Source organism: Kurthia gibsonii (genome assembly GCF_006539985.1).
GTDB classification, from domain to species: Bacteria; Bacillota; Bacilli; order Bacillales_A; family Planococcaceae; genus Kurthia; species Kurthia gibsonii.
The window spans coordinates 15,957-31,012 of record NZ_BJOB01000005.1 but is presented as its reverse complement, the minus strand read 5'-3'; the positions used below and the strand labels follow the sequence as shown (position 1 = coordinate 31,012).

Annotated in this window: 17 protein-coding genes; all 17 read right to left on the bottom strand. The window is 35.5% G+C overall.

Annotated elements, in window-relative coordinates:
• Nucleotides 1–32 precede the first annotated feature (32 nt).
• On the bottom strand, nt 33–824 hold the full coding sequence (gene flgG / locus KGI01_RS02560; RefSeq protein WP_068454860.1) for a flagellar basal body rod protein FlgG: 792 nt from the start codon (nt 822–824) through the stop codon (nt 33–35).
• Nucleotides 825–911: 87 nt separating this feature from the next.
• Entirely contained in the window at nt 912–1,280 is a 369-nt protein-coding gene (locus KGI01_RS02555) for a TIGR02530 family flagellar biosynthesis protein (protein WP_170214705.1), read from the bottom strand.
• Between the two features lie 12 nt (nt 1,281–1,292).
• Nucleotides 1,293–1,937, bottom strand: coding sequence for a flagellar hook assembly protein FlgD (flgD, locus tag KGI01_RS02550; protein WP_141273005.1), 645 nt, complete (start codon nt 1,935–1,937; stop codon nt 1,293–1,295).
• A 3-nt stretch (nt 1,938–1,940) separates the two neighbouring features.
• Nucleotides 1,941–3,314 (bottom strand): flagellar hook-length control protein FliK, encoded by a 1,374-nt coding sequence (locus KGI01_RS02545; RefSeq protein ID WP_141273003.1) that lies wholly within the window; start codon nt 3,312–3,314, stop codon nt 1,941–1,943.
• Between the two features lie 24 nt (nt 3,315–3,338).
• A complete protein-coding gene (locus KGI01_RS02540; protein ID WP_170214704.1) occupies nt 3,339–3,974 on the bottom strand; it encodes a MotE family protein in 636 nt (211 codons plus the stop codon).
• Between the two features lie 4 nt (nt 3,975–3,978).
• Complete coding sequence (fliJ, locus tag KGI01_RS02535; RefSeq protein WP_255314710.1) at nt 3,979–4,431, bottom strand: flagellar export protein FliJ; 453 nt, start codon at nt 4,429–4,431, stop codon at nt 3,979–3,981.
• Nucleotides 4,431–5,753, bottom strand: coding sequence for a flagellar protein export ATPase FliI (gene fliI / locus KGI01_RS02530; RefSeq protein ID WP_068454872.1), 1,323 nt, complete (start codon nt 5,751–5,753; stop codon nt 4,431–4,433). The genes fliJ and fliI overlap by 1 nt, the downstream gene beginning before the upstream one ends.
• Nucleotides 5,754–5,759: 6 nt before the next feature.
• Entirely contained in the window at nt 5,760–6,530 is a 771-nt protein-coding gene (gene fliH, locus KGI01_RS02525) for a flagellar assembly protein FliH (RefSeq protein ID WP_170214703.1), read from the bottom strand.
• The gene (gene fliG / locus KGI01_RS02520) at nt 6,523–7,539 is read right to left on the bottom strand and encodes a flagellar motor switch protein FliG (RefSeq protein ID WP_068454878.1); all 1,017 of its coding nucleotides are present in this window, start codon (nt 7,537–7,539) and stop codon (nt 6,523–6,525) included. The genes fliH and fliG overlap by 8 nt, the downstream gene beginning before the upstream one ends.
• An 18-nt stretch (nt 7,540–7,557) precedes the next feature.
• Nucleotides 7,558–9,162 (bottom strand): flagellar basal-body MS-ring/collar protein FliF, encoded by a 1,605-nt coding sequence (gene fliF, locus KGI01_RS02515; protein WP_141272996.1) that lies wholly within the window; start codon nt 9,160–9,162, stop codon nt 7,558–7,560.
• Between the two features lie 45 nt (nt 9,163–9,207).
• On the bottom strand, nt 9,208–9,510 hold the full coding sequence (gene fliE / locus KGI01_RS02510) for a flagellar hook-basal body complex protein FliE (protein ID WP_141272994.1): 303 nt from the start codon (nt 9,508–9,510) through the stop codon (nt 9,208–9,210).
• A 23-nt stretch (nt 9,511–9,533) separates the two neighbouring features.
• Nucleotides 9,534–9,998, bottom strand: a complete 465-nt coding sequence (gene flgC / locus KGI01_RS02505) for a flagellar basal body rod protein FlgC (RefSeq protein ID WP_141272992.1) — start codon at nt 9,996–9,998, stop codon at nt 9,534–9,536.
• A gap of 2 nt (nt 9,999–10,000) precedes the next feature.
• On the bottom strand, nt 10,001–10,393 hold the full coding sequence (gene flgB / locus KGI01_RS02500; protein ID WP_141272990.1) for a flagellar basal body rod protein FlgB: 393 nt from the start codon (nt 10,391–10,393) through the stop codon (nt 10,001–10,003).
• Nucleotides 10,394–11,098: 705 nt separating this feature from the next.
• Nucleotides 11,099–11,878, bottom strand: a complete 780-nt coding sequence (gene codY / locus KGI01_RS02495) for a GTP-sensing pleiotropic transcriptional regulator CodY (RefSeq protein WP_141272988.1) — start codon at nt 11,876–11,878, stop codon at nt 11,099–11,101.
• An 83-nt stretch (nt 11,879–11,961) separates the two neighbouring features.
• Complete coding sequence (hslU, locus tag KGI01_RS02490; protein ID WP_141272986.1) at nt 11,962–13,356, bottom strand: ATP-dependent protease ATPase subunit HslU; 1,395 nt, start codon at nt 13,354–13,356, stop codon at nt 11,962–11,964.
• Nucleotides 13,353–13,898: an ATP-dependent protease subunit HslV gene (gene hslV, locus KGI01_RS02485; protein WP_141272984.1), complete on the bottom strand. Its 546-nt coding sequence runs from the start codon at nt 13,896–13,898 to the stop codon at nt 13,353–13,355. Before hslV ends, hslU begins: the two co-directional genes overlap by 4 nt.
• Nucleotides 13,899–13,918: 20 nt before the next feature.
• Nucleotides 13,919–14,818 (bottom strand): tyrosine recombinase XerC, encoded by a 900-nt coding sequence (gene xerC / locus KGI01_RS02480; RefSeq protein ID WP_141272982.1) that lies wholly within the window; start codon nt 14,816–14,818, stop codon nt 13,919–13,921.
• Between the last annotated feature and the right edge of the window lie 238 nt (nt 14,819–15,056).

The following is a 15,056-nucleotide window of genomic DNA, read 5'->3' as shown; positions in this document are numbered from 1 at the left end:
CCCCCTCCTTTTTAATTAAACAATATCAAAAATTAACGTTTTAAGTTAACTAACTCTTGTAAGATCTCATCTGATGTTGTGATGATACGAGAGTTTGCTTGGAAACCACGTTGCGCAACAATCATTTCTGTAAATTCTTCTGATAAGTCAACGTTTGACATCTCAACGAAACCAGATTCAATTGTACCATTACCATCTGCTCCAGGTGTTTTTGTATCTGATGGATCACCTGAGTTATTCGACACTTGGTAGTAGTTACCGCCCACTTTTGTTAAACCTTCTGGGTTAGGGAAGCGTGTGATACCAATTTGACCAGCGGCTACAATTGCTCCTGCTTGCGTATAAGAAACTGTACCATCTTGACCAATTGTCAAATTCGTAGCATCAGCAGGAATTTGAATTTGGTTCCCGTCTGCAGAAACTAATTTTTTACCGTCTGGTGCGATAAGTGTTCCTTCGCGGTCTAAATATAAGTTACCTGCACGTGTATAAAACGTATTATCTCCATCTGTAAATGATAGATAGCCATCACCGTTAATTACGACGTCTAGCGTACGTCCTGTACTTTGTGTTGAACCTTTATCATGGATTGTATCGATTGCAGCCAAACTCGATCCTAAACCGATTTGTTTTGCATTCGTCCCCCCTAGATTATCTGTTGGGGCACTGGCACCTGCAACAGTTTGTGAAATTAAGTCTTTGAAAATAACACGACCTTTTTTAAAGCCATATGTGTTAACATTTGCGATATTGTTCCCGATGACATCTAACTTAGTTTGGAAATTCTTTAAACCACTGATACCTGAATACATAGAACGTAACATAATTGATTTTCTCCCTTCGATTTTCAAGTGTACTATCTCAGTCAGTCGATAGTACAGAAGGCGCCCTTTTACAAGGTCCCGCCAGATTTAAATTAAAATAGCACTGTCAATATTCGTAAATATTTGATTACTGGCTTCTGTTCGATTCAATGCAGTTACAACAATCGCATTTTTTACATTTATAATTAAAGCTGCATTTTGTGTTAAAAATAAGGATTCATTTAAACCTTTACTTTTAGCAACTTGCATCTTTTCTTCAATCTTATTCCACTCCACATCACTGATGTTAATATTACGTTGTGTAATTCGCTGTGATGCATGTTTACTAATTTTGAGTTTTTGTTGTGCTTCATTTAGTAAATTTTGAAACTGCGTATTTGCTGTTTCATTATTTTTTTGTTGTGTAAGCTTATTATTATATATGATGGGTGGTTGGACAATTCTAATAGGATTCAAAATCTTCCTCGATTAAGCTGAAATAGCTGTCATTTGGTCTGCTGTAATTATTTGACCATTCGATAAAACATATTGAATTTTGCCATCTTTTTTTGATACAGAGGTTACTGTATCTGTTGTTGTTTTCCCCTCATCATCTAAAAAGCTTACTTTCTTACCAATTAACATACTCGCATCAATCAATGAATTAGAGCCACCAGCATTTGCTGCTTCTGTTACCTCTGAGATATTTGAAGCGCTAATTACTTTACCACTTTCTAAAACAAACTTTGCTTCTGCGCCATCATATTGAACCTTGACTACCTTCTCAGTTCCTGTATTCACAATTGGCTTACCTGCTTCATCTAACTCTTTTGAGGCTTTATGCCATGTCACAGTTTTACCAACGAATGAATTGAATTGAATTAATTGCGATTGCTGCGTTATAGCAGTCAAATTATTCATACTCGTCGCAATATTACTCATTTGTTCTAATGAAGAAAACTGAGCCATTTGCGCAATGAATTCTTTATCATCCATCGGACTTGTAGGGTCTTGGTTTTGTAGTTGTGTAATAAGAATTTTTAAAAAGTCATCTTTACCTAGATTACTATTACCTGTTCTTTTTTCCGTTGTAGGTAGATAATAGTCCGCTGTAATTCCCTTAATGTCTGCCATTTCCTACTCCTCCATTTCTGCTAATATTTCCTCAAAACTTTTCAACTCGTCTTGTTTACCTTCGTTTATTTCATCCTGTTCAGTTTGCTGTGATTGAGATGACTGTTGCCCGAATTGATTGCCACGATCACTCTTATTTGGTTCTGTAAGTGCCTGCGCTACATCTAGGCGATCCAATTGGATATTTTGATTTACAAAACCTTGTTTTAACTGGTGTAATGTACTATCAATCATTTGTTTTCCTGCTGTGTTAGAAGCTAAAAGTTTAGCAGATAACATCCCATCTTTTTGAACTAATTCAATTCGAATCGTTCCTAGATGTTCTGGATACAACTTAATTAATAATCTTGTTCCAGCTGCATTACTTGCAAATTGAGCACGATTTAGTACATTCTGAAATTCTTCTACGAATTTAGCAGATTGTGCTTGTGAAGTTCCGTTGCTTGGCAATTGTATTGTAACAACAGAAGGTTTTGTGCTTTGTAACGTTGCGGCAGTTGTAACTTGATTTGTAGGTACTTCTACTGCTTTAGGTGCTGAGAATCGAATGGTTGCTTTCGCAAAAGGTAACATGGTTTCTTTTTCAGCCGTCTTTTCAGAAATTTGTCCTGCCAAATTTGATAACCAATTCTTCATTTGTGCTGCTTGTGATTCTTGTTTTAAAGTCAAATCTGTTTTAGGTGCTGCTAAATCAATTAATTTAAATAGTGCAACTGCTTGTTGCGCTTCTTTTTTTGTTAATTTTGCATCTCCATGCCCATTAATTGCAGCAGCAATTTGTTGTAGAGCTGCCATTACCTTTTGATCTACTTTTCCTAATTCTGTCCACAGATCATTAGTTCCTGATAGCTGTGTTTGTTGATTTGTATTTGTTAGTTTAGCAATTAGAGATTGTAAATCTTGTGTTTGCATCCCTAAAGCTTTTGCTACTTGATCTAAATTTAATTGTTCGCCTTCAACTAAAGGTTGTCCACCCATCATCTCAATAATTTGCTGAACAGACGTTGCTTGTAGTAAAAATGAAAAATCAACTTCTTCTGCTTTAGTTACTTGTTCATCTACTTTTTGAGTGGGTAATAAAAACTCAAGTGTTAGTGGAGATGAGGTCTGCTCATTTACTACATCTTCTTTTATTTCTTCTACTTTATTTTTTTGACTTTCTGTATTTGTTACGGGTGTTTGAACCTCATTTTTTTGCTTTTGTGCAGTTGTCACACCACTTTTTGAAGAAGTACTTTTATTTGTTTCGTTTTTTGACGCTTGTTGCGCTTTATTTAGTGTAGATGAAAAATCTGTTGTATTGTTTCTAGACTTCGCAATCGATTTCGCATCTAACTTTCCTATTGCAACACGATCTAAAGACCCGACTATTACCATATATTCACCTCCCTTCAAACCATTTTATTTTTCACCTTTAGACATTGCTTCTGTATAATAAGCTGCTTTTTCAGGTGTCATTTTCTCTAAAATTGGTGCCAGTGTTGCAGGCTTTAAATTATTTAAAATACTTAAAGCTTCTTCATTTTTCATTGCAGAAATCGCTGCTGCCGCTGATTTAGGAGCCATTTGCTCGTATGTTTTCGTTAAAAGTGTGGAGTCAGTTTTATTATCTGCTTTACCATCTTGTAATTTCTTGACTTCTTTTTCTAATCGCTTTTTCTCTACTTCTAATTTTGATGTATCTGTCTTATTGGCATCAATTTGTGATTGTAATTTCGTTACAAGAGCTTCTTTTTCTTTTAATTGCGCCTGCAATTTCACAATTTCTTTATTATAATCTTCAATTGATTGCTCTGTTGTTTGCTCTGTTTGGTCCGAATTTTCCCCCACGAGTGTTTTTGCTTTTTCAAATACGTTCGTACCTGTTACTTCCGCTACAATTAATCCAACGGCCAATGCAAATAGTACAGGAATAATGACCCAAAAGAATAGTTTTTGTAATTTCCCAGGTCCTTTTGGTTCAGAATTTTGCTCATTCGGATCCATCACAGACTGTTTTTTACGCGGTTTTTTAGACGCTACAGGTTTCTTTGCCATGACTTCACCATACTCCCTTGTTGTAAAATGCAATTTGCGAAATCTCATCTAATTGAATCATTTCTAAACGATCTTCTTCTTTTTGATAGGCCTCATAATCACGTTCTTGCATTTTTTCATATTTTTTAAATTCAAGCGATACTTCTAAAAGTTTTTCTTCAAACCATTGCATTTTCGAACGTGCTTGAATAACTTTTTCTTGTAAATCAGCAATCTTTTTTTCCATACTATCAATAAAATTCGCATAATTATGCATTTCTAAAATACTAAGTCCCGACTGCATTTTTTCTTGTTGAAATGCGAGTAAGTCTTCTTTCTTTTTTAATGCGTCATACATATGTGTAGCTATCTCCTCAAAAGAAGTAACTGATTCTTTATAAGCCATTTCGGCTTCATTCTTTTCTTGCTCTTTTATGTCCATTACTTGACTAAAACGATATTGATAAGCATTCGCCACTACATAACACCTCTTGCAAGATTCGTTAATTCATTCACAGTTTGTTCCATTGAAACGGGGTCCATAAAACCTTGTTTTAAAAACGACGTAATAATTGGTTCATATTGAATCGCTTGATCAACTTCTTGTGAAGAGCCTCTTTTATATGCACCAATATTAATTAAATCTTCATTTTTCATATACGTATAATAAAGTTCTCTCAATTTTGTTGCGGCTACTACGTGTTCAGGTGTTGCAATATGATTCATTAAACGACTAACTGATTTTAAAATATTAATCGCAGGATATTGCCCTCTATTTGCCAAGTTCCGGTCTAATACGATATGTCCATCAAGAATACCTCGTACAGTATCAGCAATCGGCTCATTCATATCATCGCCATCTACTAAGACCGTATAAAAAGCTGTGATTGAGCCTTTTTCATTTGTACCCGTTCGTTCTAAGAGTTTTGGTAAAATCGCAAAAACAGAAGGGGTATAACCCTTTTGCGCTGGGGGTTCCCCTGTTGCCAGTCCAACCTCACGTTGCGCCATCGCTACACGTGTAACAGAGTCCATCATGAGCATTACATTTAAGCCCTGTTCTCTAAAATATTCTGCAATAGCTGTTGCTGTAAAAGCACCTTTAATACGCATCAATGCAGGCTGGTCTGACGTTGCAGCCACCACAATGGAACGTTTTAAACCTTCAGGCCCTAAATCACGCTCAATAAATTCACGCACCTCACGACCACGCTCACCAATTAATGCAATAACGTTCAAATCAGCTTTTGTATTGCGTGCAATCATACCTAATAATGTACTTTTACCAACACCAGAGCCAGCAAAGATACCAATACGCTGACCATTCCCAACCGTCAACATTCCATCAATCGCTTTTACACCAACTTCTAATGTGTCATTAATTGGTGGTCTTGTTAACGGATTAGGTGGCTCTCCTTCCGTTTGTACCGTAGCTAAGCCTCGTGGTAATAATGAACCGTCAATCGGTCGCCCCATCGAATCTAAAATTTTCCCGATGAGTTCTGGACCTACTTTTATTTCAAGAGGTTGGTTCGTACCTTCTACCAAACAACCAATCGAGATATCCTTTAATGATGTAAAAGGCATTAGAACAACAATGTCATCTTTAAAACCAACTACTTCAGCCAAAATTTCTTGATGACCTGTATGAGAAGAATGTACGTGAATTTTGCAGACATCCCCAATCGAACTAGCTGGTCCATTGGATTCAATCATTAAGCCGACAACTCTTGACACACGACCGTACTTTTTAAACGTCGGTACTTCGGTAATTCGTTTTAATAAGTCGACTGCTTTCATTCACGTTCAATCCTCACTTTCTAAAATTGCTAATAATATTTTTTTTAATTCATTTAACTGTTCATCTAGCGTAACAATCATACGCCCATGATTACTTTCGATATAACATGCTGTTTCGTCTAATTGATCATCAACAAACACTGTGAATAATAAGTTCGGTGGTAACAGTGTTTCGAGTTCATCTCGCTTACTTGTTACATATGAATAGTATGTACTTGAAGTAAATACTTTAATAAACTCAGATTCTCTTACTTCTATCAATGCACGCTTCACAATATCTAAAAACACATCTGGATTTTCTTCAATTTTGCGTCCGAGTATTCGATTTGCAGATTCAATTGCTAAATCTAAAATAATACGTTCTTGTTCTTGTAAGTATACATTTCCATTTTCAACGGCTGCATGAACTAATTCATTTGCTTCATTTACTTTTTGTTGCAGGTCTTCACGAATTTTCATCTCGCCATCTGCATAACCTTTTTGAAAACCTTCTTCATATGCCTGTTGTTGTAATTGTTGTTTTTCTAGTTCCCAATCTTGACGTTGTTGTGCCAAGCTTTCTTGAAGCGCTTGTTGTTCTTGTGCCATTTGTGCACGCGTACTTGCTACTTCCTCTTCAAAGCTTTGCCGAATACGATTTTGTTCATCTAAAATAGAGGGCACAGACATATTCCCTTCTATTTCACCTGTTTCCAATTCTTCTGTAAAAGAAAATTTACGAATTTTAATTTCACGTATATTTGATTCTTCAGCTGTGGAACGAATAATTCTAGACAATGACGTCATCTCCTCCGCCACGAGCAATAATAATTTCGCCTGCGTCTTCTAAACGTCTTGTAATCGCAACAATTCTTGTTTGTGCTTCTTCAACATCACGTAAACGAACAGGTCCCATAACTTCCATCTCTTCTTGGAATGTCTCTGCCATACGTTGTGACATATTTTTAAATAGAATACTTTTTACATCTTCACTCGATACTTTCATCGCTAACATTAAATCAGCATTTTCTGCATCACGAATAACACGTTGAATCGAACGGTTGTCCAATGTGACGATATCTTCGAATACAAACATGCGCTTCTTGATTTCTTCTGCAAGTTCTGGATCTTGAATTTCGAGTGCATCCAAAATTGTTTTTTCTGTTTGACGATCTACACCATTCAGAACTTCTACAACTGCATCTACGCCACCCGTTTCTGTGTAGTCTTGTGTCATTGTAGACGATAGCTTTCTTTCTAAAACAGACTCAATCTCACTAATTACTTCTGGTGAAGTCGATTCCATCGTTGCAATACGCTTCGCAATGTCTGCTTGCACTTCTTGTGGTAACGACGATAAAATCGTTCCCGCTTGTTGTGGTTCGAGATAAGATAAAATTAAAGCGATTGTTTGTGGATGCTCATTTTGAATAAAGTTAAAAATTTGCGCTGGATCTGTACGACGAGCAAAATCAAAAGGTCGTACTTGTAAAGAAGAAGTTAGGCGATTAATAATCGCCTGTGCTTGATCGTTTCCAAGCGCTTTTTCTAATACGGTTTTGGCATAACCAATACCGCCTTGTGAAATATAATCTTGCGCTAATGCAATATTATGAAACTCTTCTATAATTTCTTCTTTAATTTCGGGTTCAACACGCTTTACACTCGAAATTTCTAATGTTAAACGTTCGATTTCTTCTTCATTTAAATGTTTATAAACCGATGCCGACACCTCAGGTCCCAAAGAAATTAACAAGAGTGCAGCTTTCTGTTTGCCAGATAATTCTTTCTCTTTCTTTGTTGCCACTGCATTAACCTCCCATTCCTATTCTTCAGAAATCCATGATCGAAGTAACTTAGCGAAGTCTTCTGGTTTTTCTTTCGCCATTTTTTCAAGTTGTTTTCTTCTCACAGTGCCTTCTGTCTCTTTTTCATCTGATATATCATCTACATTAATCTCATCAAATTCTTCATCATACTCCTCGTATTCATCTTCATCTTGACGACGACGTGAGCGAATAATGAAGAATGCTAATAATGCAATCACAACAACTAAAATACCACCGATTACCCATACCCACCAAGGAATTGCTGGTGTTGTATTCGGTGTTGTATCTGGTTTACCGTTTAATTGTTGCACAGAAACGGTTACTTTTTGATCAACTGCTTCGTCAGATAATGTTCCTGCCGAACTCTTATCAATCGATGTTCGAACAACTGAATCAAGCATCGTTTTAATATCATTTTGCGTTGCTGGATCTAATGAGGCTGGATCATCAGCTGTTGGTGGTTCAACCACCACTTGAATACCTAAATCACGAATACGATAAGGACTTTCTACAATTTGACGTTTAATTCGGTTCACTTCTTTATTCACTGTTTCAGAAGTTTTTTCGTAATCACCATTACCATTACTTGTTCCTTCTTGATAATTTGTAAAATTATCTGTATTTGTTTCAGCTTCTGGTGTTCCAGTTGCACCAGCTGCATTCCCCGTATATGTTTCATTGATTTTTTGAGCGCTAATTTCGATACCGGACATATTCTCTTTGTCTACTGGTTCAACTAAATTTTCTTCACGATTCTCTTTTGTAAAGTCAATATCAGAAGTAACGGTTACAATTGCTTTTCCGTTACCCATAATATTACTTAGTAGACCTTGTACTTGGCGTTGTAAATCTCTTTCAATTTGTTTTTTAACTGCCAATTGATTTCCTGCATTCGCTACATTCGATGATTCAGCATCGCCACCTGCTAAATCAAAATATTCATTGTATTGATTCGTAATGACAATATTATCAGTACTTAGATTCGGCACACTTTTAGCTACTAGGTTGTATAATGTACGAATTTGTTCTTCACTAAACTGCTGTCCAGGTGCTGTATTTAAAACAATAGAAGCACTCGCATCTTTATTTTTATCACTTTCACTAACAAATGTACTTTGTTCTGGTAAATTCAACATAACTTTAGCATCTTTAACGCCATCGATGTTTTTCATTAAATTCGCTAATTCAGTTTGAATAGATGCTACTTTAATAACATTAAATTCATTATCCGTCATACCAAAACTTGCATTTTGTGAGAAAAATGAATAATCAATTTCACCGCTCTTTGGAAGACCTTGAGCAGCTAAGTTTACTACCAATTCATCTACTTTGTCTGATGGTACTGAAATAGCTGTACCACCTGCAGTAATTTCATACTTCACACCCTGTGTATCTAATTGTGCTTTGATCTGACCCACTTCTGCCGCTGTCAAATTTGAATATAATGGTGAATACGTTACACGTGTCATAAAGTATGTAATGAGTGCTGCACCAATAATAATGGCTGCTAATAAACCAATCATTGTTCCTTTTTGTCGTTTTGACCTACTCTTCCAAAATTTAGTCAAATCGGTTCTTAGTTTGGTTATTCTTTCATTCATATCATGTTTGGCCTCCGATTACGTTAAATACGTCTTTGCTACAAATTAAACAGACATTCGCATAATTTCTTGATAAGCTTCTACTGCTTTATTTCTAATTTGCAATGCTGTATTTAATGTGACGCTTGCTTTTTGAGCAGTAATCATAACATCTGATAATTCAACCTCTTGGCCTGCAATTAGTTTATTCGTCATTAAATCGGATTTTTGTTGTACTTCGTTTACCGAATTAATCGCTTGTTTCAATGTGTCTCCAAAACTTACTTTTGATTCAACTTGATTGGTTGGTGCAGCTTGATTCAATGTTGGTGCAATCGGTTGTGTAAGACCTACTTGTGAAACATCCATCGGATTCACCCCTTCTATTTTTATTATTTTCCTATTTCAAGAGCCTTTGTTAACATTGCTTTATTTGCATTAAATACGGTTACATTTGCTTCATACGATCGTGTTGCTGACATTAAATCTGTCATCTCTTTTAAAGAATCAATGTTTGGTAATCTCACATAGCCTTGTTCATCAGCATCTGGATTACTTGGATCATATGATAATTTAAAAGGTGTTTCATTATCTTCTGAAATTCGTGTTACCTTTACGCCATTTCCTGCTGACTTACTACTTGAGCCAATCGCTGCATTCAAATGGCTCGCAAAAGACCCTGAACCTTCTTGCGCTGTCAGGACAACTGATTTTCTTCTATATGGTTCCCACTCACCATTCACTTGACGTGCGCGAGTTGTTTCAGCATTTGCCATATTCGATGAAATAACATCCATTCTTAAACGTTGCGCTGTTAAGGCTGAACCAGTCGTATCTAAACTTTGAAAAATCGACATTTCTAGTTACCTCCTTTGAGCACAGTTTGTAACGTATTGAACTTACTACTTACTCGTTCAATTAGAGCATTATAGTAAATTGCATTTTTAGCTAAATTAGCTTGTTCTGTATCCATGTCAACACCATTACCATCTTGACGGTATTTTAAATTTGCATAACTATATACGCCTGGTGTTGTCGATTCACCAGTGAAGTTAATATGTCTTGCATCTGTACGATTTGCTGTTAAAACTTCATTATTTGCTTCTTGTAGTAAATCTTTAAAACTAACTGATTTTGCTTTATAGTTCGGTGTATCTACATTTGCGATATTTTGTGCAATTGTTTTTTGTCTGACCGTTGCATAATTTAATCCATTTTCCAGATTTTTAATTGTTCCCCCAAAAAGATCCAATTAACTCACCTCATTACTTTTTCATTTACGTAGGAAATTTTTCTTTAGCTATTATAATTGTAATAAAGATAATCCAAAGTGTCTATTGATATTAGATACATTAGAATAGGTATAAATACTTATTTTATTGTTTAGGAGCTAGTTTTATTGCATACAAAAGTTTTTCCATCATCTCAATGTTGTTTTCAGAAGTTTACACTATCACCATGTTACTTTATACACCCATCTTAAGTCCTTTTCAATTCGTTTAGAAACAATTAAAAATAATCTTCAAATTCTAAATTAAATTGTTTGAAAAACCTCATCATAAAATTAGAAAGACTTTTTTACTAGACGAATTTTTTTCGATTTGTAAGATATGAGAAAATTACTGTTGCCTCGTCCTCAAGTGAATACTATAACATTTCAAAGCTTTTTCAAAAAGTATATTTTTTCGCTTTTTTATCTCAGAAATTTTAATAATTATCAAAAAAAACAATAAAGAAGGTTGGTATATCAACTATTATTTATTATCCCTTTTTTTAACTTCACAAAAAATACATATTTTAATATTGAAAATATGAACTTTAAAGGGATATATTGTTTTTTTAAAATCCATTCTTCTACCTTCTAACAAAATATAACGCAAAAATAAAAATTTGTATATCTTTGGAATAAAAAAAGCTTGAGACAACATGTTTGCGCCTCAAGCTTTTATTCTTTTAATTAACGCATTTTAATTTCTGCTAATGCTGTTAGGAATTTTGCGTTTAATACTTTAATATATGTTCCCTTCATACCTAAAGAACGTGATTCGATTACACCTGCTGACTCTAACTTACGTAATGCGTTTACGATTACTGAACGTGTAATCCCTACACGATCTGCAATTTTAGAGGCAACTAATAAACCTTCAGAACCATCTAACTCTTCAAAGATATGTTCAATTGCTTCTAATTCACTGTAAGACAATGAATTAATTGCCATTTGCACAACAGCTTTTGAACGCGCTTCTTCTTCAATTTCTTCTGCTTTTTCACGAAGAATCTCCATACCAACTACAGTTGCACCGTATTCAGCAAGGATTAAATCCTCATCTTCAAAACGGTTATCAATACGTGCAAGAATTAATGTACCTAAACGTTCACCAGCACCATTGATTGGTACGATTGTTGTTAAACCGTTTTTAAATACATCACGATTTTCAACTGGGAATGCTGTATGTTCATCGTCAACACCGATATTCGATACAGTTTCGCTAAAATCATATAGTTTTTTTGTATAATCTTCTGGGAATTGACGTTCTTCAAACATTTTTGCAGTACGCTCATTCTCAATTTGTTGATTAATTTCAATACCTAATAACTTACCTTTACGGCTAACGATGAATACATTACTTTCAATTACCATTCCTAAAGTATTCGCCATTTCCTTAAAGTTAACCGCTTTACCAGCTGATGCTTGTAACATCGAGTTAATTTTACGGATTTTTTCTAATAAATTCATTGATTTATGTCCTCCCATGAATTTTCTGTTATTTACAGAAAATTCAAAAGTTTTTTAATTGTTTGTTCAATTAACATTATAAACTATAAGATAAACTCTGACAAATCTTTGTCCTCAGCAATATCACCTAATTTTTGCTCCACATAAGCTGGCGTGATATCAATATGTGCCGGTGAGATATCTGAAGCTTCAAATGATAATTCTTCTAATAACTTTTCTAAAATAGTGTGCAGACGGCGTGCACCAATATTATCTGTCTCTTGATTTACTTTTGAAGCAATTTCAGCTAACTTATCAACCGCTTCATCTGTAAAGTCAATTTCCACACCTTCAGTTGCTAAAAGTGCTTTATATTGTGTAATCAGTGAATGATGCGGTTCTTTTAAAATACGTACAAAATCTTCTTTTGTCAGTTTATCTAATTCAACGCGAATCGGGAATCGTCCTTGTAATTCTGGAATTAAATCAGACGGTTTTGACATGTGGAATGCACCTGCTGCGATAAATAGCATAAAGTCTGTACGGACACTACCGTATTTTGTATTCACAGTTGAGCCTTCAACGATTGGTAAAATATCACGTTGTACGCCTTCACGTGACACACCAGGACCACCATTATTACCTTTTACAGCAATCTTATCGATTTCATCAATGAAGATAATCCCTGATTGTTCTGCGCGTCGAACAGCCTCTGCCGATACTTCATCTTCATCAATTAATTTATTTGCTTCTTCAATTGTTAATAAACGACGTGCTTCTTCCACTGCCACTTTACGTTTTTTCTTCTGTGATGGCATCATATTTGACAGTAAGTCCCCAATATTATTACCACCCATATCCATACCCGGCATACCTGTAAAAGCACCTAGCATATTGGAAGGTTGCTCTGTCACTTCGATTGTTACAATCTCTTGTTCAAGTTTTCCGGCTTTTAAATCTTCTGCCACTTGAGAACGTTTAACACGAATTTGTGGATCATCTTCCGTTGTCTCTTCTTGAGGTTGTTGACCACCAAATAACATTTCGAATGGATTAGCCGTATTTGCTTGCTTTTTCTTTTTGAGGCTTGGTACAAGTAATTTCACGATTTTTTCGTTCGCTAATATTTCTGCTTCTTCTTTTACTTCTGCACGCTTTTCTTCTTTTACAAGGCGAACAGACACCTCAACTAAATCACGCACCATCGATTCCACATCGCGTCCTACATAGCCGACTTCTGTGAATTTTGTTGCTTCAATTTTTAAAAAAGGTGCTTTAACTAATTTTGCAATTCGTCGTGCAATCTCTGTCTTACCAACACCTGTTGGTCCAATCATTAAAATATTTTTCGGTACAACTTCTTCGCGCATTTCTTCAGATAGTAGTTGTCTTCTATAACGATTACGTAATGCAACCGCTACAGATTTTTTTGCATTCGTTTGACCGACAATATAACGATCGAGGTACTCTGTCATTTGTTTTGGTGTTTGTTCATTCATACGTCTAAGTCCTCCAAAATAATATTATGGTTTGTAAAGACACAAATATCTGCAGCAATGTTCAGCGAAGCCTCTGCAATTTCTCTTGCTGTCATTTGTTCACCTGCATATTGTTTTAAAGCTCTACCTGCTGATAACGCATAATTCCCACCTGAACCGATTGCTAAAATTCCATCATCTGGTTCAATTACTTCTCCAGAACCAGATACAAGTAATAAAGTATCCTTGTTCATCACAAGTAAAAGCGCCTCTAATTTTTGTAACATTTTATCGCCGCGCCATTGCTTGGCTACTTCTACAGCTGCACGTTGTAAGTTACCATTGTACTCAACTAATTTACCCTCAAACATTTCAAAGAGCGTAAAAGCATCTGCTACAGAACCTGCAAATCCAGCAAGTACTTGTCCATTAAACAATCGTCTTACTTTTCTTGCTGTATGCTTCATTACAACTGAATTTCCGAGTGTTACTTGACCGTCACCAGCCATTGCACTCTGCCCTTTATGTTGGATTGCAAAAATCGTTGTTGCATGTAATTCCATATTGCTCACTCCTCGTCATTTTACGCTCTTGGATGAGCGTTCATATAGGTATTGCGAAGATGTTCCTTCGTGACATGGGTGTACACCTGTGTAGATGATAAACTTGCATGTCCAAGTAGCTCTTGCACTGTACGTAAGTCTGCCCCTTGATTTAATAAATGTGTGGCAAATGTATGACGGATCATGTGTGGATAAATCGTCGTCGTTAATTCTGTTTTTTTTACCATTTCATTCAAAATATATCGTACACCACGAGCAGTCAGTGGCTCACCTCTCATATTAACGAAAAGCGAATCATGTTGCTGTTTCTTCATTAAAATAGGACGCGCATCGGTCACATACAGTTGCAAAGCTTCGTGTGCAAATTGTCCAAAAGGAACATATCGTTCTTTTCTCCCTTTCCCCATTACGCGTAAAATACTTAATGAAAAATCAACATCTTTTAATTGAATCGATGTTAATTCACTTACGCGAATGCCTGTTGCATATAATAACTCCAAAATTGCGAGTTCTCTTTTCTCTTTAGGTGTTTCCCCTTCGTTTGCTTCAAATAGCATTTTCAATTCTTCCTCATAAAAAAAGCGTGGTAGTCGACTTTCTTTTTTAGGATGATAAAGCGATTGGAAAGATGCATCATTCAACTGAAACTCACGATTTAAAAAGCGAAAGAACGAACGAATAGACGAAATCTTTCGTGAGATTGTCGCCCTTGCTTTTTCTTCGTTGTATAGTTGTGTGACAAACAAACGCGCATGTACATATTCTACTTCTTCTAGCGTAGTTACTTGTTCTTGTTTTAAAAATGAAAAGAATTCTTGTAAGTCTTGTTGATACGCTTCAGATGTTAGAGAAGAATAGTTTTTCTCCAACTGAATATATGTAATAAATTGTTGGAGTGCTTCATGTTGACTAATACGCATTTGAACACCTCATTTTCCATACTTTCTTTTATTTTCGCATTATCAGAAAATAAAAGAAAGTCAAAGCACTTCAAATTATATTGACTATGCTAATTTTCTGTAGATTTACGGCGTTTTCGTGAACTGTACTAAAAAAGGACATACCATTAAATAGCACACAAGTCAAAAACACAATAAAAAAGCCTAACAAAGTATATCAACTTTGCTCGGCTTTATCAAATTTTTTTCTAATACAAAC